We start from the raw sequence: 21,815 nt of genomic DNA on the forward strand, positions 1-21,815 counted from the left end.
CCATGGAAAAGAAAACCAAAATTCATGCAGAAGACCACCGACACGATCTTGTGATTACAAGAGAATTTGATTTGCCTGTAGATTTATTATTTAAAGCTTATGAAGATCCAGAAATTGTAGCACAATGGATGGGAACAAAAGTATTAAAACTTGAAAACAAAAAACATGGCGGATGGGAGTTTGAAACGAGTGATCCTAATGGAAATGTAGTTTTCAAAGCCAATGGCGTTATTCATGATTTTATCCCAAACGAAAAAATAGTACGCACTTTTGAGATGGAAAATATCAATTTTGCACCTCAGTTAGAATTTTTAGATTTTGAAAAACTAACTGAAAATACCAGTAAATTAACGATGCAAATTATTTACAAATCGATTGAACATAGAACAACGCAATTGAAATTGCCATTTGCGCAAGGTTTAAATATGGCGCACAACAGATTAGAAGAAATTGCAACTAAACTAAAATAAACTAATCATGACAAAACGTAATAAAATTATTTATTGGATTGCCACACTTTGGTTGGCTTTAGGAATGACAGCAACGGGAATTGTACAGCTTATACCAATGAAAGAAGAAGCAGAAATGATTCAGCGTTTAGGTTATCCGCTTTATTTTTTAACGCTTTTAGGAGTTTGGAAACTTTTAGGCGTTATTGCAATTTTGATTCCGAAATTCGGTTTATTGAAAGAATGGGCTTATGCTGGTTTCTTTTTTGCAATGTCTGGCGCTATTGTTTCGCATTTGGCTGTGAAAGAAGATGCTTCAACACTTTTCGGCCCCATATTATTAATTGTTTTAACTGTAATTTCTTGGTACTTCAGACCAGAAAGCAGAAAATGTAATTCTAATTAAAAAACTCAAAATCATGAAAAAGCAACTGACAGAAAATGAACAAGAAGAGCTTTTAAGTATTCTTGAAAAGCGTTTTGAAAAGAATAAAAGTAGACATGAAAATCTAGATTGGTCAAAAATAGAAGCGAAATTAAAAGCTAATCCGTCAAAATTATGGTCACTTGACGAAATGGAAAGAACTGAAGGTGAGCCAGATGTTATAGGTTACAATAAAAAGACTGATGAATATCTTTTTGTCGATTGCTCTGCTGAGAGTCCGAAAGGTCGCAGAAGCATTTGCTACGATCATGAAGCTCTTGAAAAAAGAAAAGAACATAAACCTGCGGACAGTGCCATAAATATGGCGCAGGAAATGGGAATTGAAATTCTAAATGAAGAGCAATACAAAGAATTGCAAAAACTAGGAAAATTTGATGCTAAAACTTCAAGCTGGATTTTAACTCCTCCAGAAATACGAAAATTGGGAGGAGCAATATTTTCAGATTTCAGATATAACACCGTTTTTGTATATCATAATGGTGCCGATTCTTATTATGCTGCGAGAGGTTTTCGCGGTTTATTGAGAGTTTAAAAAGCAAAGACCTTCAAGTAATTTGAAGGTCTTTTTTATTCTCTTAGAATTTTTTCCATTTTTTTGCCTTTGGCAATTTCATCTACTAATTTATCAAGATATCTTAATTTTTGAATTACTGGATCTTCAATCTCTTCTACGCGATAACCGCAGATAACTCCAGTGATTTTAGACGAATTCGGATTAAGTTGTGGAGCTTCAGCAAAGAAAGTTTCAAAATCTACCTTCTTTTCAATTTGTTCTTTAATTTGATCATCACTATAACCTGTAAGCCATTTTATTACGATATCAAGTTCTTCTTTCGTACGACCTTTTTTTTCTACTTTTTGAATGTATAAAGGATATACGCTAGAAAATAGTAATTTGTAAATTCTTTCCTTGTCCATTGTACTATTGATTTAGCTTAAAACTTTTATGTAAATATAAATCAAAACCAAAAAGAATAAAAATGCAAGCATTATTTTAATACCTTAGAGTTTATTAAAAGAGATCAATTTTAGACATTTAAATCGTTATTTGTATGGAAAATCAAGATAATAAAACACCAAAAGTAGTTGGCATTGGCGGCATCTTCTTCTTTTCGGATAATCCAAAGGAAGCAAAAGATTGGTATGCCAAAAATCTAGGATTTGATATCAATGCTTGGGGTTCTTCGAGCTTTGATTCTAGAGATTTAGAAAATCCAGATCAGGTAAATTCCTTGCAATGGAGTCCATTTCCAAAAGGAGATGGTTACTTTTCGCCTTCAAAAAAGGATTTTATGATCAATTATCGCGTGCAGAATATTGAAGGTTTGGTCAAACAATTAAAAGAAAATGGTGTTACAATTTTAGACAATATTGAAACTTACGATTATGGCAAATTTGTTCACATTATGGACGCTGAAGGCAATAAAATTGAACTTTGGGAATCGGTTTAATTTAATTGTGAATTATAAATGAAAAACTCCATTATTGCTAATGGAGTTTTATTTTATATGGATTTTTAATTCCAAATTTCATTCATTTCTGTCAAAATAATTGGTTTTCCTTCTGTGACTACAATTGTATGTTCATGTTGCGCCATAAAACCTCCTTTATTTCCAACCATTGTCCAGCCATCTTTTTGAGTTTCAGCATACGTAGAAGTGGTAGAAATGAAAGTTTCTATTGCAACTACAGAATTCTTCTTGAATCTTGTTTGATTAAAACGGTCTCTGTAATTTGCAATTTCATGCGGCGCTTCGTGAAGACTTCTCCCTACTCCGTGTCCAGTCAGATTTTTAATTACTTTATAGCCACGTTTTTTAGCTTCTGTTTCAATTAAAAATCCGATATCAGAAATCCGAACGCCACCTTTGATGTTGTGAATGGCTTTATGTAAAATATCTCGAGAAGCTTCAACTAGTTTTTGATGTTCATTTACGTCATTTCCAATTACAAAAGAACCTCCGTTATCTGACCAAAATCCGTCTAATTCAGCTGAAACGTCAATATTAATTAAATCGCCTTCTTGTAAAATTCTTTTTTCAGAAGGAATTCCATGGCAAAATTCGTTGTCAACACTAATGCAAGTCCAACCAGGAAATCCGTAAGTTAAATATGGTGCAGATTTAGCTCCTAAATCATTCAAAATTTGTCCGCCGTAATCGTCTAATTCTTTTGTAGATATACCAGGTTTGGCAAATTTTCTCATTTCTTTTAAAGTAAAAGCTACTGCTTCACTTATTTTTTTCATTCCTGCTAATTCTGCTTCGGTTGTAATAGACATTCTTTCGCTTCTTAAAATTAATAACGGGCTAAATTTACCACTTTTCTAGAAAACCAATCGTTATTAAAATGCTAAAAACCTTCCAAAATCAATGACTTTGAAAGGTTTTTCTATTTTTTACCAAGGACTTTCCTCGCTTTCATCTTCAATATCATTACTGAAGAATTTTCCCGTTAGGCCATTTTCATCTAATAAAGTGTGCTTTATAATGAAACTCGCCGCGCTTTCAACACTTCCCGGACCATTGTGATGATTAAAATCTGTTGCTGTGTAACCTGGATCAATTGAATTTACTTTGAATGGAAGATTCTTTAACTCATGAGCTAAAGTTACTGTAAAGGCATTTAAAGCTGTTTTAGAAGAAACATAAGAAACCGCTTTTATTGCATAATATTTCCAAGTTGGATCACTATGTAAAGTCAGTGAACCAAGACCAGATGTAATATTGCTAATTCTCGGACTGTCGGATTTTTTCAACAAATCAAGAAAAGTCTGCGTTACGGTTATGACTCCGAAGAAATTCGTATCAAAAACTTTCTGAATATTTTCTATTGAAGTCGTAGAAGAATCTTGCGGAACATCTCCTAAAATTCCAGCGTTATTAATTAAAATATCCAATTTGCCTTTTTCATTTTCGACGATATTTTTTGCAGCTAAAACACTTTCTGCATTTGTAACATCAATTTGAATCGCTTGAATGTTTTGAAATCCCTTTTCATTCAATTCTTTTACAACTTCTTCTCCTTTTAAAAGATCACGAGTTCCTAAATAAACGAATAATCCTTTTTCTGAAAGCTGTTTAACGGTCTCTAAACCAATGCTTCTATTTGCGCCTGTAATTAATGCTATTTTCATTTTTTATCTTTTTAAATTATCTGAGGCAAAGTTCCGACGATAAAAAACAAAAACATTTGCCATATGGCAAAAAGCGATTTTAACGGATATTTTTCCTAATTCTGCTCAAAGAAGATTGTGTGATTCCAAGATACGAAGCCAAATACGAAAGCGGAACTCTATTGATTACTTTTGGGAACATTTCCATAAAAGATAAATAACGAGTTGTAGCATCTTCTGAAACCAACGGACTTCTTCTAGCAACTTTCTGAATTAATGCCTTTGAAATAATTTTATGCACAATCGTGTCCCAGCCTACAATTGTGTTTAGCAATTCTTGCCAATCGGCTTTAGAAAACACGATAACTTTACAATCTGTAACTGCTTGTACATAGGCAGATGAGCAGATGTTATTGTCAAAACTTTCTAAATCTACGACAAGATTATTTTCGTCAATAAAATACTTTGTAATTTCTTCTCCTTTGTTGTTGTAGTAGCAAACGCGCATAATTCCTTCTATGATAAAACCAACTTCAGCAGAAATTTTTCCGGCTTCAGAAAAATATTCTTCTTTTTTGATTTCTTTTTCTTTGGCTTTCGTTAAAATCAAATCAATCTGTTGCTGATTCAAATTGCCAAATTGCAATATATAATTTACTAATTCTTTCATGCTCGAAAGTTAGGAATAAGTTTTTATTGAGAATTTGTCATATGGTAAAAGAATTAAACTTTGTAATTGTGAGTTTTGCTTGAAATAATCTTTTTTATTTATATTTTTTAAGAAAGTCAGTAGTTTCGTCAACTCTTTGAATATCAATAGCATCATCGCTATAATTTCTCCAATTTCTTTCTATTGATTTCCATTCTGTTTCATCAATCGTTCGGATCAATGGGAGGACTTGAAAATATCCTGCAATCTTTTTTCCAGAAATATTTTCGTATGATATTTCAATATAACTTTCTACAGATACACTTCCATAATTTGACATTTTCTGGCGCAGAAGGGATTCTTGCTGGTAACTGTGTTTGTTGTCAAAGTTATATATAAGACCTTCGTTCTTAGAAATCGATTCTCCTTGATCAGTAAAATATTTCACTATTGGAATATTTATTGGCTCATTATCTGTTTTTTCATAAACAAGATATGATATTTCTTTTTCAAATTCAAATTTTGATATTTTACTGTTATTATTATAAATATTCAATTCTGTTCTGTAAGTATTCATAGTAGAATCTACATAAATATCTTTTCGCTGAATTTCAATTTTAGGAGTATTTTCATTCTCCATAATTTTAGTTTGGACTTGAGAAATTTTATTAGCATTAGTAGCTATAATATTGGCATTAGTAGCGATTATGTTTGCTTGCTCAGAGATACTGTTTGCTGTAATAGAAACAACAATACCTGTGAATGTTAGTGCGGTAGCAGCTACAACTTCAAAGAAAATTTTATTTCTGGTTAAGAAATTGCGTAATCTAATTATTCTATTTTTCATTCGTTATTTTTTAAAATAGCGAATGTAGTAAAACTTAGTAATGAATTTATACAGTAAAAATACTTGTTTAAGTACATTTACTGTATAAATTTCAAGCATCACATTCCTGGCCAGTACAAGAAATTAAACTTATGTCCATCAGGATCTGAAAAACCAAAAGTATAACCGACTTCAAAATTCTCAGGTTCAGAGAAAATGGTTCCGTTGATTTCTTTTATTTTTTGATACCAAAGATCTACTTCTTCTACGCTCGATGCAGATAAAGAAAATACGATTTCATTATCTACAGCCGTGTTCGAGAGTTTTCCTCTTATGGCATCTTCTAATCTTTTTGGTGCGAAAAAATTTATTGCAAAATCATTTTCCCCAAAAACGAAACTCACCAATTCCTTTGTTTCTTGTCCGTTTTGTTTAAAACCAAGTGCAGTATAAAATTGAATTGTTTTCTGTATATCGTGTGAAACCAAGTTGGCCCATATCATTTTAGTTTTCATAATCTTAAGCTTTTTTGATAACTAATTTAATCAATTAATTCGGCAAAAACTTCGTTTGAATTTTTAAATTGAATAGGCATATTAAAATTAAGTACCTCTAAAATTTGATGATATTTCTTATATTAGCTCCAAAAAAATCTTTTAAATCTAAAAAGATAAACGATTCCAATTAATGGTTTTATTATAAAGCATGAAAAATATATTTCTTGTATTTGCCTTGATTTTAGGCACTTTTAGCGGCCAATCTCAACAAAAGAAAATAAAAAAAACGGTACCAGTTCCCGTTTCTTATAATCATACTGCTAAAGAGGGCCAGCGAATAGCAATAATAAAACTTAAAGGGCATGTTTATGATGTTTACCAAAATAACGTCAAAGATTTAATGTCTCAACAAACTCCAAAAGATACCTTAATCGAATATGATTTTACTTTTGAAAATACTAAATTGACTGTAGCAAATATTCAAAAATATGCTACTATAAAAGGTAAAATTGGTAGAGAGGGATTTTACAAAGTAAAAGGAGATACCTTAATTCTTACCGTTAATTACTACGATCCGTATCATGGTGGCGCGCTAATTGAAAGTTTTGTTCCAGATAAAAAAGGCTGGTTAAGAGAGGTAAAAAGTATAATGAAACCTATAGAAACAGATACTGTTTCTGAAAGGTATATTAAAACAGAAAGAATGTCAGCGCCATATTTAGGACATTAATAAAATATTGTATATGAAAATTTTAAGACCTTTTACCTCATTATTTGCTTTGATAATTAGCGGATGTGTCGGAAATATGAATCCGACTGGTGGAAATTCAACTCCAAACTATCCTTTTTTTATAACTACAGAGCCCTTAATTGTAAAGAAAATTCCAGTTCCAATTGGTACAGAGTTGGTTTACGAAGAACATTTTTTTACAGAAGGATAACAAGACCATCAACTTAAAGAAGAAAAATTGACTGAAATTAATTTTCCTGAAGGAAAAGAATTAATTTGGGGCGGTGTTCCTGTGAAATCTATCTATAAATTTTTCAATACAGAAATGCGCGGTTACACTGTTACGGCAGATTTTAGCAAATTAAGTGCCGATAATAGAACTAAATTTTCAGAACTTTGGCAAAGCTGTGATGATGGCTTAGGAATTACAATAAAAAATACTGATGACTGGTCTTTTAATAAAGAAAATATTGCTGACGTAGAAAGCTGCAGTGTGAATTATCAGCGCTATTTTAAAGAGAATGACAAACAGCAAACTTTTCTAAATGAAATGTATGCTGAATTGCAGAAAATTAATTCAAAATAAACATACGATACCCTTATGATCTTAGCTTTTGACACGTATTATTTTGACCAAAAAGCAAAAACAATCTGTCTTGAATTCGCAGAATGGAATGAAGACAAAAACTTTAAAATTTATTCTGAAACCATAGACAATGTTGAAGAATACATTCCTGGAGAATTCTACAAAAGAGAATTGCCTTGTATTTTGAGTTTATTAAATCAAATTGACCTATCTACAATTGATGTTATTGTCGTAGATGGTTTTGTTTATTTGGATGATGAAAATAAATATGGCTTAGGCGGTTATCTATACGAAAAACTAAATAAAGAAATTCCAATTATTGGTGTTGCCAAAACCAATTTTGCATCTATAGAAAAGAATAAAAAAGCACTTTATAGAGGCGACAGCAAGAAACCGCTGTACATCACTTCTATCGGAATTGATTTGGATGAAGCTTATAAAAAAGTGGAAAGTATGGCAGGCGAGTTTAGATTTCCGACTCTGCTGAAAGAATTGGATAGATTGACAAAAGAATAAAAAAAACTCCTCAAAGATTGAGGAGTTTTTTGTTATACTAATTGATTTGAACTAAGAAATCGATTATATTCTTTTATCTTGATTTTTAGTCTGTTTGCTAAATATTCATTTCCATCTTTTAGCTCGTTGTATATGGTTTCTGCTTCTGTGATATATTTTAGTTTTTTATCGTCGTTCCAATAAAATGGAGGTTCCTGCAGATTTGAGATTCTGTCCGCCATTTTAACTGCCCAAACTTCTACAGGCTGCTGTTTGATTCTTCTTAAACTGTCCTGCATTTTTTCTGATGAATCTTCGATTTTATCATCTTTAGTCAAAGCAAGAACTCCAGACGCAACCTGATTACCAAATAAGTCAATCACTTTTTCATATTTCATTTCGGTGTCTTCTATAGTATCATGAAGCATCGCACATTTAATGGCTAAATCGGAATTTATATTTTCAGTATGTCGAACGGCATTTAAAACCTCAAAAACAACACTCCCGATATGATTAAGGTATTCCACTTGCTCGCCTTCATTCGTTCCACCATATTTTTGTCCGTCATGAAGTTGAGAAACCATTTGCCAAACTTTCTGAATTTCATCTATTGCCCAGTCTTTTTGTTGTGTCATAATTTTAATTTTGATTGGATGTAATTTATTGCTTTTTCTAAAGATTTGCAATTTTTTAATTAAATTTTAAAATTTTGAATTATAAGATTTTACTTATATTCGCGTAGGGATATAGAAAAAAGAATATTTTTAACGACGTATTTTTCTAATGTGTTTCATTTTTAAAATCTTACAGAAGAGCAACCTTAAACTAAAAAACGTATGAAGCTAAAGCTAATTGTTTTGTTGACAATAATTTATATTCAAAATCCTATTTTCGGGCAAAATAACTTCTCAGATAATCCTTTAGATGCCATTTTTGAAACAAAAGATTCGGAAAATTTCTGGATAGCCTTTGACAAAATGGACAAAACAAAAGAAAATCCATTTGTTGAGTATATGCAGAAAGGTTCTCCTGGAGTTAGAGCGTTTACTGAAAACAGAATAATCAATGCCGATTCTCTTTTTACAGTTGTGAAAAAAAGAAAAGCAGATTATGAACTTTCACGAAATATTCTAGAAGGTCTTTCTTCTAAAGAAAAACGAGTGAGAGCTATTTACAGCGCATTAAAATATTGGTATCCAAAGGCAAAATTCCCACCTATTTATTTTGTTTATGGAAGATTCAATTCGGGTGGAACTTCTGCTCCTGAAGGTGTTGTTATCGGAATAGAAAAGCTTCAAAATCTAGATGGAATTTCGGGTTTAATTGCGCACGAACTCATACATTATCAGCAAAATATAACAGGTAAAGACATGCTCTTAAAATGGTGTTTGATGGAAGGCGGCGCAGATTTTATTGGCGAACTTATTTCGGGAGAATCAATTAATCAGTTTTCATACCAATTTGGAGCGCTAAATTATGTCAAGAATTTGTATCAAGATTAAAAAATACAGATAATCAAGATTGGTTGTATGGAACTTCCAAAAAAGACGACAGACCAAATGATCTTGGCTATTGGATGGGTTATAAAATAATAGAATCTTATTTCAATAAACAAAAAGACAAGCAAAAAGCAATTAATGAGATTCTGAATATAAAAGATCCACTGCAATTCTTAAAACAAAGCGGATTTTTAGATACTTACATTAGCAAGTACCAAAAATCTAAGAAAGAAAGTTTTGATGCGTTTTTTTAAATTTATTTTCAAAACAAATAAAAATATAAAGTCTTTAAAGACATAGCATAAAAAAACTCCTTAAGAAATTAAGGAGTTTTTTTTGCAGATATTATAAAACAAACATTCTAATCATTTTTATTATTTCAAATATTTAATATTCACACTTTCAATTGTTCCATTAAATTTAAAAGGCGCTTTTTCATAATAAGCTTGCGACACTGGCGAACCCAAATCTGTCCCAATATCAAAACATTCATTAGCAGAGAAACCTGAATTAATAATTGTGGGTACAATTCCTTTTATTTCTTCTTTGCCATTGACAAGAATAGTTACTTCTGCCCCACTCAATTTTGGACTTTCTTTATTTGGGATTCTTTTAAAAACAACTTCAATAGTCGATTTTCCTTTCTCTAATTTTGATTTTGCTTTTAATTTGGTTCTTTGTATTTCAAACAAATTGTACTCATAATTTAGAACACCGTTTTCAACAAATAAAGTCAAACCTCCAGCATAACCTCCTATTGCAAATAAAACGCCATTAGCATTTTCAGAAGTGTTCAATTCAATTATGGCTTTATTAGAGTTGTAGCCAATTCTTGGCGCATCAAATTCTGGTAATCGGGTCATATTTCCTGTATAATTAAACTCTGTCGCAGGATTTGCTTTAATGGCTTCTGGATGCAATAAAACATACAATCCACCACCTACTGGCATGTTTTTATTGGCAACAGATTCTTCCATAAATAAATTTTGCAATTCTTTTAATTTTGCTGGATTTTTCTTTGCCAAATCAGTAGCCTGACTAAAATCTTCGTCGATATTATACAATTCCCAAACATCTTTTTCAGGAGTCCATTTGTCGATTCCCGGAGTTACGGTCATCCACGGAACTCTCGGACCAAAAGTGCTTGCAAACCAACCATCGTGATAGATTCCGCGACTTGCCATTACATCAAAAAACTGAGTATGTTTTTGATCTTTCGCTTTAGCGTCATTAAATGTATAAACCATACTCACTCCGTCGATTGGATCCTGATCATAGCCGTTTACTTTTTTAGGTTCTTTTATCTGTAACGCCTCATAAATAGTTGGAACAATATCATTTACATGATGAAATTGCGCATGAGGAGTTTTATCAGCTTTAATTTTTTTAGGCCAAGAAATAACCATTGGCTGACGTGTTCCTCCAAAATAACTGGCTAATAATTTTGTTCCTTTAAAAGGAGTTGATCCTGCCCACGCCCAGCCAGCATGATACATATTATCTGTTTTTGGAGTTCCTAAAGCACTTAATCCTCCTAATTCATCATTTAGTACTCTTAAATGATCTTCAATTTTTGTCGGAATTTGATTCTGAGCCAATAATTCACTTATAGTTCCGTTTTGTCCTTCAGAGCTTGAACCATTGTCGCCCCAGATATAGAAGATAAGCGTATTGTCAGCAATTCCCATTTTCTCTAATTCATCTATAATTCTTCCTGCATTATAATCCGTATGTTCGGCAAATCCGGCAAATACTTCCATTAGCCTTCTTTGAAAAGGTTTTTCACTTTCCGGAATGTCACTCCATGCAGCCATATTTGACGGACGCTCAGTAAGTTTTGTATTTTGAGGAATCCATCCTAATTCTTTTTCTCTTTTAAATACACGTTTTCTATATTCATCCCATCCATCATCAAATTTACCTTTATATTTATCAGCCCACTTGTTGTTTACTTGGTGTGGCCCGTGAATTCCACCTGGAGCCCAATACATAAAAAAGGGTTTATTTGGATTTACAGATCTTTGGTCATGCATCCATTGAATGGCATTATCAGCCAAATCATCCGTAAGATGATACCCTTCTTCAGCAGTTTTTGGAGCTGCAACGTAAGTTGTATTTTTAATTAATGTAGGTTCGTATTGAGAAGTTTCTCCTGCTAAGAATCCATAGAAATATTCAAAACCATAACCTGTTGGCCAGAAATCAAATGGTCCAACTTTAGAGGTTTCCAAAGGCGGAGAATTATGCCATTTCCCAAAAGCGGATGTGCTGTATCCGTAATTCTTTAAAACTTCGGCCACTGTTGCAGAAGTTTTAGGAATAAGTCCGCTAAAACCATCCCAGTCATTTGCCCATTCCGTAATTTGTCCAGATCCTACTCTGGTATGATTTCGTCCCGTCAATAAAGAAGCACGTGTTGGCGAGCACATTGCTGTCGAATGAAATCGATTATAAGAAATTCCGTGATTTGCTAATTTTGATAATGCTGGTGTATTTACTTCTCCACCAAAAGTGTTTGACAAACCTGGCCCGGCATCATCTATTAAGATAATGATGATATTTGGCGCGTTGGCAGGAAGATTTGATTTTTCAATTCGGCGTTTATGAACAGATTCTGCCATACTTGCACCTGCTTTACTTGCTGAAGGAGTTTGTGGAAATGGTAAAACATCTTGAGCATTACTGATAAATGTGTTGCTTAAAAACAAGAACAGCAAAAGGCGGATTTGTACTTTCATAATAATTAAGTTTTCGGTGTAATTAATTTATTAAGTAGGTTTTGCTTATAAAATTTAAGGCAATCATAAATTTAAGGCTTGAAATCTAATTTTAAAACTCTTTTATGTTTCATCTTATAAAATGGAACATGAATTATTATCAGGAAAAGCTATTAAGCGTAAAATTAGATGATGTTTTTATGGAGTTCTTTTAAAGTTATTTTTGAGGCATACAAAATTTCAAAATCATATGCCTTTGGAGTTTTTAAAAATTTCTGGCCCTTTAGAACTTCTTTACGAACCATTTTATGCATGATTTGAAAAAACTCACTTCGATTAAAATCATATTTCTTCGCTAATTTTCAAAGTAGAAAGATCATCGGAATCATACTCACTTTTAGTAAGAAAATATTCGATAAATTAAAAATCCTTTTGATATTTTAAATACTTATTGTTATATATTTGACCCTAACCTTTATCAAGATATATCTACTCAATTGAGAGGTGATATGTCTGATGTTGTCAATAGTATACTAGTTGACGGCAATTTTGCGAGACATCTCACATAACATTAATTAACAAGAAATAATAAATGAAATTAACAATTACAATCGGACTTCTTTTAATTGGACATCTTACATTTGGACAAGACAGAATTCAAAAAATTGACAGTTTACTCAATTCTCTTTATTCACAAGAGAAAATCAATGGAAATTTTCTAATTGCAGAAAAAGGAAAAGTTGTTTACAGCCATAGTTTTGGACTTGCAAACGAAACAACAAAAGCTAAATTAAACGAAAATTCGATTTTTGAATTGGCATCTTGCTCAAAGCAGTTCACAGCTATGGGTATAATGATACTTAAAGAAAAAGGGAAGTTGAATTTGGACGATGACATTAAAAAATACTTACCCGAACTTTCTTTTTATAAAGGTATAACTGTAAGAAACTTATTAAATCATACAGGAGGTCTACCAGACTATATGAGCCTTATGGATAGTTTATTTGACAAATCTAAAATTGCCACTAACAAAGACATCATTAATATATTTAGTAAACATCAACCAAAAATATTATTTGAGCCAAATACTAAATGGGAATACAGCAACACGGGCTATGCACTATTGGCATCAATAATTGAGAAAGCATCTGGTTTGACATATGCGGACTATCTAAACAAAGCTATTTTCCAACCGTTGAAAATGAAAAATTCCTTTGTGTACAATCGTAGATTATCGCCAAAGAAAATTGACAATTATGCTTTTGGTTATGTTTACTCCGATAGTTTGAAAAAATATGTTTTACCAGACGAATTGAAAGAAACTAAAATAGTTATTTGGCTTGATGGTGTTGTTGGAGATGGAGGAGTTAATTCAACTGTAAAGGATTTATTGATTTGGGATAGAGCATTATACAGCAATAAATTACTCACAGAGGAGGGAATAAAAGAAGTTTTTGAACTAGCAACTCTGAAAGACGGAGCTAAAAGGAATTATGGTTTTGGCTGGGGAATAGAAAATAACCCTGATTTTGGAAAAATTGCAAATCATAATGGTGGTTGGCCAGGTTATGTAAGTTTTATCGACAGACATATTACAAATGATAAAACAATAATAATACTTCAAAATCACAACAACGTATCAATTCCTTCAAAAGCAATTAGAAGTATTTTGTATAATAAACCGTTGCCTGTGCAAAAATTCAGAAAAGAAATTAGTATTGCAGCTGAAGAACTTCAAAAGTTTGTTGGGACTTATGAAGTTGAAAAAAAATTTGAAATCAAAATTTCATTAGATAAAGACCAGCTATTTTCACAATTGACAGGACAAGATACGTTCAGGATATTTGCAGAAAGTGAAATGTTATTTTTCTATAAAGTAGTAGATGCACAAATACAGTTTGAAAAGAACGAAAAAGGAGAAATTTCAAATTTGTTTTTATTACAAAATGGAAATAAGATAGTAGCAAAACGTACGCAATAAAATATGATGCCGAGGGAATATTGAAGAATGATATTGAAAGATATAATGAAATAAGAGAAGAAATAATAAATTATATTTCGCCAAAATATTAAAGTATCGATAGAAGATTTTTTTAGAGAAAATAAAAGTATAAGTGTAATTAAAAAAATAAAAACAAAATGGGAGTTGATCTAAACGTTATAATCGGACATAACCTTACATCAAAAGAAATTATGGATTTCCCTAATTTATTGAACAAGAACAAAGAGCTTAAGGATGTCTATCTTAAAGGAATTAATAGTAAGATAGAACACGGCGCAACTGTTGAACGAATATTATCAATTCTTGAAAAAGAATACTTTTGGGAAAACATTACTGAAATTGATTTGTTAGATTCCTGGAAAAATAACGAAACTCCCGAACTAGTTTCGGAATACGGTTATATATCCCATTTGTTAAATACTTATTTTGGATTTTTGTATTTTAATAAACGAACTATTGATATTACTTATCTGCCTGAACATAAATATGCTAATTTAAAATATGAAGCGCATAGAGAATTTATATTCAATTTTAGTAAAGCACTCGCTAAGTTAGTAGGTTCTGAAAAAATTATTTATTGTGCAGATACTGGCCCAACTGAAATTATAGAATGTTGGGCAACAGAAGGGATGGAAATTGAGTCAGTACTAGATCTTGCCATAACAGAATTTGGCATGCCATCGACAGTAGTGGAGCAAGCTATTGATGAAAGATTTATAGTTGAAGATGTTCAAAATCCTATTTATTGAAATAAAGAAGGCATAAAAAAACTCCAAAATCATAAGGCTTTGGAGTTTTTGTAGACACTAAAGTCTCTTAATGCAAATAATATTTTATAATAACTATTTATTGATCAGTTTTTCAAGCCTTACCATCATTTCATTTTTCTCTTTCAACATCCGTTCGTATAATTCAATTTTTTCATCATATAATTGAACGATTTTATCAACAGGATTGAAAGAGGGCTGATAGCTAAATCCAGAAGCGACCGCATTATCTTTAAAATCTTGAAATGAATATGTATTTGCAATAATATTTACAGCTTGCTCTTCATCAAAATTCCTAAACGCTTCAACCGGAATTTTTAATGCTTCTGAAATTCCCTTAAGTATATCATCTTCAATTACATCTTTTTGCTCTAGCATAGAAATTTTCTTTTGATTCCAGTCATTTCCCAAATCAAAAGCTAATGCTTCCTGTTTGATTCCAAGCATTTCTCTGAAACGTTTTACGTTTCTTCCTTGATGAATTTTCTGTTCCATAAATAAGTATTAGTTTTCTGATGTTCAAAGATAAAAAAAAACTCCAAAATCATAAGACTTTGGAGTTTTTGGAATTCTGTGGGCGATGAGGGGTTCGAACCCCCGACCCCCTCGGTGTAAACGAGGTGCTCTGAACCAGCTGAGCTAATCGCCCTATTTTACTAGGTTGCTATCGTTTGTGATTGCGAGTGCAAATATACAGCTAGATTTTATATTTGCAAGCCTTTTTTTGAAAAATATGAAAAAAAAATCCGTAAAATATTTATAAATCTATTTATCAGTGAATTAAAAAAGTAAAAAAATCCATAACTTTTAAATTTTAGTTAAAAATCAAATACTCCAAAGCTAATTCGGAATATTCTTTTTGTATTCATTTGCTATAGTCATACCTTTGCGTACCTTAATTGTATATTCAAATGGCAAGATTTCAAGAAAATGATTTACCGAAAGCTAAATTAAACTCTAATTCCCTTCAAAAAGCACTCCGAATTTTTAAATACGCTAAAAACCACAAATGGAAATTCTTCCTAGGTTTGATTTTTCTATTTTTAACAAGCGCCACTGCCCTAGCCTTTCCTAAACTAATGGGAATGTTAGTAGACTGTGTTACCAATAAAGACCTTTCTAGAGCAAACGAAATCGCAATGGGATTGTTGGCAATTTTAATTCTTCAAGCTATTTTTTCTTTTTTTAGAATTTCATTGTTTGTCAACTTTACAGAAAACTCACTTTCGAACATTCGTTTTGCTTTATATGAGAATCTGATCAAATTACCAATGTCATTTTATTCTCAAAAACGTGTTGGAGAACTTAACAGTAGAATTAGTGCTGATATTTCGCAATTGCAAGATACTTTTAGTACTACTATTGCTGAGTTTTTACGCCAGTTTATTCTAATTATTGGAGGTTTTATAATCTTAGGAAATATTAGTCCAAAATTAACTTTAATGATGTTGGCAATTGTTCCTCTTGTGGCGGTTGCAGCCGTTATCTTCGGGAGATTCATTCGTAAATACGGAAAAAAAACTCAGGACAAAGTTGCCGAAAGTCAGGTTATTGTTGAAGAAACGTTACAAGGAATTAGCAATGTAAAAGCTTTTGCTAACGAATGGTATGAAATTCAGCGTTATAAAAACAAGATTAGAGAAATTGTGAAAATTGCTATCAAAGGTGGTCAATACAGAGGTTATTTTGCTTCATTTATTATTCTTTGCCTTTTCGGATGTGTGGTTGCTGTCGTTTGGTACGGAATCACATTAACTATTAAAGGTGAAGTTGAAGGCGTTGGTGATTTGATTTCATTCGTTCTTTATACCACTTTTATTGGTGCTTCTTTTGGAGGAATTGCCGAAATGTATGCGCAAATTCAAAAAGCGGTTGGCGCTACAGAACGTGTTTTTGAATTGTTAGAAGAAACTCCTGAAGAAATCAACGCTAAACCAAGACTTTCTGCGGTTGAAAAAATAAAAGGAAATGTAGCTTTCAATAATGTTGCTTTTAGTTATCCGTCAAGAAAAGAAGTTCAAGTTTTAAAAGATGTGAACTTCAATGCCGAATTTGGACAAAAAATAGCGATAGTTGGACCAAGTGGTGCTGGAAAATCTACAATTTCTTCTCTTTTATTGCGTTTTTACGATATAACTTCTGGAGAAATATTGGTGGATGGGAAAAATATTTATGATTATGATTTAGAAGATCTCCGCGGAAATATGAGCATCGTTCCTCAAGATGTTATTTTATTTGGAGGAACAATTAGAGAAAATATTGCTTACGGAAATCCAAATGCTTCTGACGAAGAAATTATCGTTGCAGCTAAACAAGCTAATGCATTCAATTTTGTGGATGGTTTTCCAGAAAAATTTGAAACTTTGGTTGGAGAACGTGGAGTTAAACTTTCAGGAGGACAGCGCCAGCGTATCGCAATTGCAAGAGCATTGCTTAAAAACCCAAGTATTTTGATTTTAGATGAAGCTACATCATCTTTAGACAGTGAAAGCGAAAAACTGGTTCAAGAGGCTTTGGAAGTTTTAATGGAAGGAAGAACAAGTATTATCATTGCTCACCGCCTTTCTACAATTAGAAATGCTGACAAAATCTTAGTTTTAGACAACGGAAAAATTTCCGAGGAAGGAACACATCAGGAATTAATAAACTTAGAAAACGGAATTTATAAGAACTTAAGTAATTTACAGTTTAGTAATTCATAAGGATTTCGATTCCGCTCAATCTGACAATAAAAAAACTCCAATCAAAAAGATTGGAGTTTTTTTTTATATATGTAAACTGAGACAGAAAACGGAAAAATTATTTCCCTTTTCTACGTTTACGTTCAGCTTTAATCATAGATAGTTCTCGGCTTGTTTGTCCAGCAACTGAAGTGTTTTCTTCTGCACGACGAATCAAGTATGGCATAACATCTTTAACAGGTCCAAATGGCAAGTATTTAGCATCATTATAGCCGTTTTCAGCTAAGTTGTAACTAATATTATCACTCATTCCATATAATTGTCCGAACCAGATTCTAGAATCGTTTTTAGCGATTCCTTTCTCAGCCATCATTTCCATTAATTTGTATGAACTCAATTCGTTATGAGTTCCTGCAAAAATGGCCATTTTATCAATATGTTCTAACATATATTGAACAGCACTATCGTAGTTAACGTCGGTAGCTTCTTTAGAAACGCAAATTGGAGAAACATAACCTTTTTCTTCTGCTCTTTTATTTTCTTTTTCCATGTAAGCACCACGAACCAATTTCATTCCGATATAGAAACCTTCAGTTTTTGCAACTTCATGAAGTTTTTTCAAATAATCTAATCGATCCCAACGGTACATTTGCAAAGTATTGAATACAATCGCTTTATCTTTATTGTATTTACGCATCATGTCGGTAACCAAATCATCAGCAGCATCCTGCATCCAACTTTCTTCACCATCAATTAGTAAGGCAACATCTTTTTTATGCGCTTCTCCGCAAACTTTATCGAAACGAACTACTACTCTATCCCATTCTGCTTGTTCTGCTGGAGTAAGAGTTTGTTTTTCTCCTATTTTCTCATACAATTCGAAACGGCCTAAACCAGTTGGCTTAAAAACTGCAAACGGAATTGCCAAACGTTCTTTAGCAAAATCGATTGTTCTTAAAGTCATTTCTAAAGCGGCATCAAACTGCTCTTCTTCTTCTTTTCCTTCAACAGAATAATCCAAAACAGACGATACTCCTTTTGTAAACATTTTGTCTACAACAGTAAGACAGTCGTTTTCGTTTACACCACCACAAAAATGGTCAAAAACAGTTGCACGAATTAATCCTTCTACTGGTAAATGAGCTTTAATTGCAAAATTAGTTACAGCTGTTCCAATTCTTACAAGAGGTTCACTGTCAATCATTTTGAAAAGGAAATAAGCTCTATCAAGCTCAGTGTCGCTTTTTAGTGAAAACGCAACTTGGGTGTTGTCGAATATCTTTTCCATTAAATTTATTTTTTATGCAAATATAGAGAGTGTTTTGAATATTCTTTATCAAACGGCATCATATTTTTGTATATTATTAATAAGAATGTCAAAAGCATTAATTTATGAAGTAAATGTTTACTAGTTAAAAGAATTTTATCTTAAATTTAAAGAAGCAAACCCGTATTTTACACAAATTAGCCTTAAAATTTGAATATTATTAAGCTAAAAATGCCTTATTTTGCGCTTTAAATTAACCGAAAGAACTATGCAATCTATTCAAGCCAATAATTATCTCGTACATTTTAATGAGAATGCTTACGAAGCTTTAAATAAACATTTAAGAGAAAATAAATATTCAAACATATTTATAATTGTTGATGATCAGACTAATGAATATTGCTTGTCTAGATTTATTCCGCTTTTGGAAACGGATTTAGCAATCGAAATCATAGAATTTGAAGCTGGAGAAGCAAACAAAAATATAGAAACTTGTATCGAGATCTGGAATATCTTGACTGAACTTGGTGCAGACAGAAAATCTCTTATTATTAATTTAGGAGGTGGCGTTGTAACAGACTTAGGTGGTTTTGTTGCATCTACTTTTAAAAGAGGTGTAGATTTCATCAATATCCCGACTACTTTATTGTCTATGGTTGACGCTTCTGTTGGAGGAAAAACAGGAGTTGACTTAGGAAATCTTAAAAATCAGATTGGAGTTATCAATGTACCTCAAATGGTATTAATTGATACGCAATATTTAGAAACTTTACCGCAAAGCGAAATGCGTTCTGGTTTGGCTGAAATGCTAAAGCACGGTTTAATATATGATGCACCATACTGGAGACAGTTTTCAGATTTAAAATCAATTGTTTTTGATGAATTAGATCAATTGATTTATCGTTCTGTTGAAATCAAGAATGAAATCGTCATTCAGGATCCGACTGAGAAAAACATTCGTAAAGCCTTAAATTTCGGGCATACTTTAGGACATGCAATTGAAGGCTATTATTTAGAAAGCGAAGAAAAGACTACTTTACTTCATGGAGAAGCTATTGCGGTTGGAATGATTTTGGAAAGCTATATCTCTCTTCAAAAAGGATTAATTTCTCAAGAAGAATACAGAGAAATCAAAGCTGTAATAAAAGACATTTACGACGATGTAATTTTTGAGGAAAAAGACATCGATCCGATCTTAGAATTGCTAATTCATGACAAAAAAAATGAATATGGTTTAATCCAATTTGCATTAATTGAAGGAATCGGGAAAATAAAAATTAACCAATCCGTTGAAAATAAATTGATTCTAGAAGCGTTTGAAGATTATAAATCTTAAACTTTTTTTAATCAAAAGCATTGCATTTGGTATATATTATTTTTTACATTTGCCCCATGAAAACAAACAAGCATCAAAGGCGCTTTAGCTCTTACCGAAACAGACTCAACAGTTCTTTATTAAGAATGTTGGACCGTTTTTATAATAGTAAAAGTCCTCTTTGTTTTGATGTTTTCCAATGTACAAAAGCAGAGCATGAAAAACTGCCGATTATATTTGCCAATATTAGAGTTTGAATTTAAGATTAAGTCCCTAAAAGCCTAAAATTAAGTTATAATTACAATCTCTAAATATTGATAAATAAATGAATACAAAATATTCGGATCTAATAAACCAAACATATTATTTTCCACAAACGGAATTTAAACTCAACAAGGACAACTTACAATTTCATAATATTGATTTAATGAAATTGGTTGAACAATATGGTACGCCATTAAAATTCACTTATCTTCCTCAAATTTCTGAAAACATCAACAAAGCAAAAGCTTGGTTCAGGAAATCGATGGAAAAAAATAAATACGACGCAAAATACTATTACTGTTATTGCACAAAAAGCTCTCATTTTGAATACATTATGAACGAAGCTTTCAAGAATAACATTCATATCGAAACTTCTTCTGCTTTTGACGTGAACATTGTTGAGAATTTATTAGAAAATGGAAAAATCAACAAAAGTACGTATGTAATTTGCAACGGTTTCAAAAGAGACGAATACATTACTAATATTGGCAGATTAATCAACAACGGACATAAAAATACTATTCCGATTATTGATAACTATGAAGAGTTAGATTTGCTTCAAGCAGAAATTAAAGGGAAATTCAAAATTGGAATCCGTATTGCTGCTGAAGAAGAGCCTAAATTTGAGTTTTATACCTCTAGATTAGGTATTGGTTACAAAAACATAGTTTCTTTCTATAAAAAACAAATCCAGGAAAATGATAAATTAGAGCTGAAAATGCTTCACTTCTTTATCAATACTGGAATTAATGATACTTCATATTACTGGAATGAGCTTGTAAAATGTATTAAAGTTTACATTGCTCTTAAAAAAGAGTGCCCTACTCTAGACGGCTTGAACATTGGTGGTGGTTTCCCTATTAAAAACTCACTTGCCTTTGAATATGATTACCAATATATGATTGATGAAATTATCAATCAGATTAAAATTGCTTGTGATGAAGCTGAAGTGGATGTTCCAAATATTTTTACGGAATTTGGTTCGTTTACAGTAGGCGAAAGCGGTGGTGCAATCTATCAGATTTTGTATCAAAAACAACAAAATGATAGAGAAAAATGGAACATGATTGACTCATCTTTCATTACCACTTTACCAGATACTTGGGCTATAAATAAACGTTTTATCATGCTGGCTATTAACCGCTGGAATGATACTTACGAGCGGGTACTGTTGGGAGGTCTGACTTGTGATAGTGACGACTATTACAACTCTGAGCAAAACATGAATGCAATTTACCTGCCTAAGTACAACAAAGAGAAACCTTTATACATTGGATTCTTTAATACTGGCGCTTATCAAGAAACAATTGGAGGATACGGCGGTCTGCACCACTGTCTGATTCCACAGCCAAAACATATTTTAATTGATCGCGATGAAAACGGAATTCTGGCAACAGAAGTGTTCTCAGAACAACAGACTTCAGACGATGTTTTAAAGATTTTAGGCTACAAAAAAAAGTTATAAAAAAACGGCAGGTTAAGTAAAAGAAGTTATTTAAAATTCTTAATTT

25 protein-coding genes and 1 tRNA gene are annotated in these 21,815 nt (G+C 32.0%); 15 read left to right on the plus strand and 11 right to left on the minus strand.

The genetic code is table 11. From position 1 onward, the window contains the following. Positions 1–2 precede the first annotated feature (2 nt). Genes QLQ96_RS16960 through QLQ96_RS16970 form a run of 3 tightly spaced genes read left to right on the plus strand, consistent with a single transcriptional unit; the run spans position 3 to position 1,426 of the window. Positions 3–470, plus strand: a complete 468-nt coding sequence (locus tag QLQ96_RS16960) for an SRPBCC domain-containing protein (RefSeq protein ID WP_482491966.1) — start codon at positions 3–5, stop codon at positions 468–470. A gap of 7 nt (positions 471–477) precedes the next feature. Continuing rightward, positions 478–855: a DoxX family protein gene (locus QLQ96_RS16965; protein WP_482491968.1), complete on the plus strand. Its 378-nt coding sequence runs from the start codon at positions 478–480 to the stop codon at positions 853–855. Between the two features lie 13 nt (positions 856–868). Further along, complete coding sequence (locus QLQ96_RS16970; RefSeq protein ID WP_482491969.1) at positions 869–1,426, plus strand: DUF4256 domain-containing protein; 558 nt, start codon at positions 869–871, stop codon at positions 1,424–1,426. A 35-nt stretch (positions 1,427–1,461) separates the two neighbouring features. On the opposite strand, the gene QLQ96_RS16975 is transcribed toward QLQ96_RS16970, so the two are convergent. Then, entirely contained in the window at positions 1,462–1,812 is a 351-nt protein-coding gene (locus tag QLQ96_RS16975; RefSeq protein ID WP_482491971.1) for a DUF2200 domain-containing protein, read from the minus strand. 134 nt (positions 1,813–1,946) lie between these two features. Between QLQ96_RS16975 and QLQ96_RS16980 the strand changes: the two genes are divergently transcribed. Continuing rightward, entirely contained in the window at positions 1,947–2,345 is a 399-nt protein-coding gene (locus tag QLQ96_RS16980; protein WP_482491973.1) for a VOC family protein, read from the plus strand. Between the two features lie 65 nt (positions 2,346–2,410). On the opposite strand, the gene map is transcribed toward QLQ96_RS16980, so the two are convergent. The 5 genes from map to QLQ96_RS17005 all read right to left on the minus strand — a co-directional run bounded on the left by map (position 2,411) and on the right by QLQ96_RS17005 (position 5,999). Further along, positions 2,411–3,175, minus strand: coding sequence for a type I methionyl aminopeptidase (gene map, locus QLQ96_RS16985; protein WP_482491974.1), 765 nt, complete (start codon positions 3,173–3,175; stop codon positions 2,411–2,413). Positions 3,176–3,292: 117 nt separating this feature from the next. Next, a complete protein-coding gene (locus QLQ96_RS16990) occupies positions 3,293–4,030 on the minus strand; it encodes an SDR family oxidoreductase (protein ID WP_482491976.1) in 738 nt (245 codons plus the stop codon). 79 nt (positions 4,031–4,109) lie between these two features. Continuing rightward, positions 4,110–4,679 (minus strand): Crp/Fnr family transcriptional regulator, encoded by a 570-nt coding sequence (locus QLQ96_RS16995; protein WP_482491978.1) that lies wholly within the window; start codon positions 4,677–4,679, stop codon positions 4,110–4,112. A 94-nt stretch (positions 4,680–4,773) separates the two neighbouring features. Beyond that, on the minus strand, positions 4,774–5,505 hold the full coding sequence (locus QLQ96_RS17000; protein ID WP_482491979.1) for a hypothetical protein: 732 nt from the start codon (positions 5,503–5,505) through the stop codon (positions 4,774–4,776). 98 nt (positions 5,506–5,603) lie between these two features. Next, on the minus strand, positions 5,604–5,999 hold the full coding sequence (locus tag QLQ96_RS17005) for a VOC family protein (protein ID WP_482491980.1): 396 nt from the start codon (positions 5,997–5,999) through the stop codon (positions 5,604–5,606). Positions 6,000–6,189: 190 nt separating this feature from the next. Here QLQ96_RS17005 and QLQ96_RS17010 point away from each other — a divergent pair, with 190 nt between their 5' ends. Genes QLQ96_RS17010 through QLQ96_RS17025 form a run of 4 tightly spaced genes read left to right on the plus strand, consistent with a single transcriptional unit; the run spans position 6,190 to position 7,813 of the window. Then, the gene (locus QLQ96_RS17010) at positions 6,190–6,711 is read left to right on the plus strand and encodes a hypothetical protein (protein ID WP_482491981.1); all 522 of its coding nucleotides are present in this window, start codon (positions 6,190–6,192) and stop codon (positions 6,709–6,711) included. Between the two features lie 13 nt (positions 6,712–6,724). Further along, positions 6,725–6,922, plus strand: a complete 198-nt coding sequence (locus tag QLQ96_RS17015) for a hypothetical protein (RefSeq protein WP_482491983.1) — start codon at positions 6,725–6,727, stop codon at positions 6,920–6,922. A 27-nt stretch (positions 6,923–6,949) separates the two neighbouring features. After that, the gene (locus QLQ96_RS17020; RefSeq protein WP_482491984.1) at positions 6,950–7,297 is read left to right on the plus strand and encodes a hypothetical protein; all 348 of its coding nucleotides are present in this window, start codon (positions 6,950–6,952) and stop codon (positions 7,295–7,297) included. 15 nt (positions 7,298–7,312) lie between these two features. Beyond that, positions 7,313–7,813, plus strand: a complete 501-nt coding sequence (locus QLQ96_RS17025; protein WP_482491986.1) for an endonuclease V — start codon at positions 7,313–7,315, stop codon at positions 7,811–7,813. A 32-nt stretch (positions 7,814–7,845) separates the two neighbouring features. Here QLQ96_RS17025 and QLQ96_RS17030 read toward each other — a convergent pair whose 3' ends face one another. Next, complete coding sequence (locus QLQ96_RS17030) at positions 7,846–8,427, minus strand: HD domain-containing protein (protein ID WP_482491987.1); 582 nt, start codon at positions 8,425–8,427, stop codon at positions 7,846–7,848. Between the two features lie 201 nt (positions 8,428–8,628). Between QLQ96_RS17030 and QLQ96_RS17035 the strand changes: the two genes are divergently transcribed. Both QLQ96_RS17035 and QLQ96_RS17040 read left to right on the plus strand, forming a co-directional pair. Continuing rightward, positions 8,629–9,294, plus strand: coding sequence for a hypothetical protein (locus tag QLQ96_RS17035; protein WP_482491989.1), 666 nt, complete (start codon positions 8,629–8,631; stop codon positions 9,292–9,294). A 23-nt stretch (positions 9,295–9,317) separates the two neighbouring features. Continuing rightward, positions 9,318–9,545, plus strand: coding sequence for a gliding motility protein GldB-related protein (locus tag QLQ96_RS17040; protein ID WP_482491990.1), 228 nt, complete (start codon positions 9,318–9,320; stop codon positions 9,543–9,545). Between the two features lie 120 nt (positions 9,546–9,665). On the opposite strand, the gene QLQ96_RS17045 is transcribed toward QLQ96_RS17040, so the two are convergent. Beyond that, entirely contained in the window at positions 9,666–12,029 is a 2,364-nt protein-coding gene (locus QLQ96_RS17045; RefSeq protein ID WP_482491992.1) for an arylsulfatase, read from the minus strand. 571 nt (positions 12,030–12,600) lie between these two features. Here QLQ96_RS17045 and QLQ96_RS17050 point away from each other — a divergent pair. Together QLQ96_RS17050 and QLQ96_RS17055 are read left to right on the plus strand one after the other, a co-directional pair. Beyond that, entirely contained in the window at positions 12,601–13,989 is a 1,389-nt protein-coding gene (locus tag QLQ96_RS17050) for a serine hydrolase (protein WP_482491993.1), read from the plus strand. A 158-nt stretch (positions 13,990–14,147) separates the two neighbouring features. Beyond that, positions 14,148–14,759, plus strand: a complete 612-nt coding sequence (locus QLQ96_RS17055) for a hypothetical protein (RefSeq protein WP_482491994.1) — start codon at positions 14,148–14,150, stop codon at positions 14,757–14,759. Positions 14,760–14,852: 93 nt separating this feature from the next. On the opposite strand, the gene QLQ96_RS17060 is transcribed toward QLQ96_RS17055, so the two are convergent. Both QLQ96_RS17060 and QLQ96_RS17065 read right to left on the minus strand, forming a co-directional pair. Continuing rightward, the gene (locus QLQ96_RS17060) at positions 14,853–15,272 is read right to left on the minus strand and encodes a helix-turn-helix domain-containing protein (protein WP_482491996.1); all 420 of its coding nucleotides are present in this window, start codon (positions 15,270–15,272) and stop codon (positions 14,853–14,855) included. A gap of 79 nt (positions 15,273–15,351) precedes the next feature. Next, positions 15,352–15,426 (minus strand) — tRNA-Val (locus QLQ96_RS17065). A 262-nt stretch (positions 15,427–15,688) separates the two neighbouring features. On the opposite strand from QLQ96_RS17065, the gene QLQ96_RS17070 reads away from it, so the two are divergent. Continuing rightward, on the plus strand, positions 15,689–17,479 hold the full coding sequence (locus QLQ96_RS17070) for an ABC transporter ATP-binding protein (protein WP_482491997.1): 1,791 nt from the start codon (positions 15,689–15,691) through the stop codon (positions 17,477–17,479). A gap of 97 nt (positions 17,480–17,576) precedes the next feature. Here QLQ96_RS17070 and QLQ96_RS17075 read toward each other — a convergent pair whose 3' ends face one another. Continuing rightward, on the minus strand, positions 17,577–18,746 hold the full coding sequence (locus QLQ96_RS17075) for a proline dehydrogenase family protein (RefSeq protein WP_482491999.1): 1,170 nt from the start codon (positions 18,744–18,746) through the stop codon (positions 17,577–17,579). Positions 18,747–18,993: 247 nt separating this feature from the next. Between QLQ96_RS17075 and aroB the strand changes: the two genes are divergently transcribed. After that, a complete protein-coding gene (aroB, locus tag QLQ96_RS17080) occupies positions 18,994–20,061 on the plus strand; it encodes a 3-dehydroquinate synthase (protein WP_482492000.1) in 1,068 nt (355 codons plus the stop codon). A gap of 304 nt (positions 20,062–20,365) precedes the next feature. After that, positions 20,366–21,769, plus strand: a complete 1,404-nt coding sequence (locus QLQ96_RS17085) for a type III PLP-dependent enzyme domain-containing protein (RefSeq protein WP_482492002.1) — start codon at positions 20,366–20,368, stop codon at positions 21,767–21,769. Positions 21,770–21,815 lie beyond the last annotated feature (46 nt).

The organism is Flavobacterium sp. B167r (genome assembly GCF_056824315.1).

Coding starts and splice junctions, on each gene's coding strand:
- QLQ96_RS16975 (WP_482491971.1), bottom strand. CDS start 1,812: ATGGACAAGGAAAGAATTTACAAATTACTATTTTCTAGCGTATATCCT.
- QLQ96_RS17055 (WP_482491994.1), top strand. CDS start 14,148: ATGGGAGTTGATCTAAACGTTATAATCGGACATAACCTTACATCAAAA.
- QLQ96_RS17015 (WP_482491983.1), top strand. CDS start 6,725: ATGAAAATTTTAAGACCTTTTACCTCATTATTTGCTTTGATAATTAGC.
- QLQ96_RS17025 (WP_482491986.1), top strand. CDS start 7,313: ATGATCTTAGCTTTTGACACGTATTATTTTGACCAAAAAGCAAAAACA.
- QLQ96_RS17005 (WP_482491980.1), bottom strand. CDS start 5,999: ATGAAAACTAAAATGATATGGGCCAACTTGGTTTCACACGATATACAG.
- QLQ96_RS16965 (WP_482491968.1), top strand. CDS start 478: ATGACAAAACGTAATAAAATTATTTATTGGATTGCCACACTTTGGTTG.
- QLQ96_RS16970 (WP_482491969.1), top strand. CDS start 869: ATGAAAAAGCAACTGACAGAAAATGAACAAGAAGAGCTTTTAAGTATT.
- QLQ96_RS17045 (WP_482491992.1), bottom strand. CDS start 12,029: ATGAAAGTACAAATCCGCCTTTTGCTGTTCTTGTTTTTAAGCAACACA.
- QLQ96_RS17010 (WP_482491981.1), top strand. CDS start 6,190: ATGAAAAATATATTTCTTGTATTTGCCTTGATTTTAGGCACTTTTAGC.
- QLQ96_RS17075 (WP_482491999.1), bottom strand. CDS start 18,746: ATGGAAAAGATATTCGACAACACCCAAGTTGCGTTTTCACTAAAAAGC.
- QLQ96_RS17050 (WP_482491993.1), top strand. CDS start 12,601: ATGAAATTAACAATTACAATCGGACTTCTTTTAATTGGACATCTTACA.
- QLQ96_RS16980 (WP_482491973.1), top strand. CDS start 1,947: ATGGAAAATCAAGATAATAAAACACCAAAAGTAGTTGGCATTGGCGGC.
- QLQ96_RS17000 (WP_482491979.1), bottom strand. CDS start 5,505: ATGAAAAATAGAATAATTAGATTACGCAATTTCTTAACCAGAAATAAA.
- QLQ96_RS17070 (WP_482491997.1), top strand. CDS start 15,689: ATGGCAAGATTTCAAGAAAATGATTTACCGAAAGCTAAATTAAACTCT.
- aroB (WP_482492000.1), top strand. CDS start 18,994: ATGCAATCTATTCAAGCCAATAATTATCTCGTACATTTTAATGAGAAT.
- QLQ96_RS17085 (WP_482492002.1), top strand. CDS start 20,366: ATGAATACAAAATATTCGGATCTAATAAACCAAACATATTATTTTCCA.
- QLQ96_RS17060 (WP_482491996.1), bottom strand. CDS start 15,272: ATGGAACAGAAAATTCATCAAGGAAGAAACGTAAAACGTTTCAGAGAA.
- QLQ96_RS17035 (WP_482491989.1), top strand. CDS start 8,629: ATGAAGCTAAAGCTAATTGTTTTGTTGACAATAATTTATATTCAAAAT.
- map (WP_482491974.1), bottom strand. CDS start 3,175: ATGTCTATTACAACCGAAGCAGAATTAGCAGGAATGAAAAAAATAAGT.
- QLQ96_RS17030 (WP_482491987.1), bottom strand. CDS start 8,427: ATGACACAACAAAAAGACTGGGCAATAGATGAAATTCAGAAAGTTTGG.
- QLQ96_RS16990 (WP_482491976.1), bottom strand. CDS start 4,030: ATGAAAATAGCATTAATTACAGGCGCAAATAGAAGCATTGGTTTAGAG.
- QLQ96_RS16995 (WP_482491978.1), bottom strand. CDS start 4,679: ATGAAAGAATTAGTAAATTATATATTGCAATTTGGCAATTTGAATCAG.
- QLQ96_RS16960 (WP_482491966.1), top strand. CDS start 3: ATGGAAAAGAAAACCAAAATTCATGCAGAAGACCACCGACACGATCTT.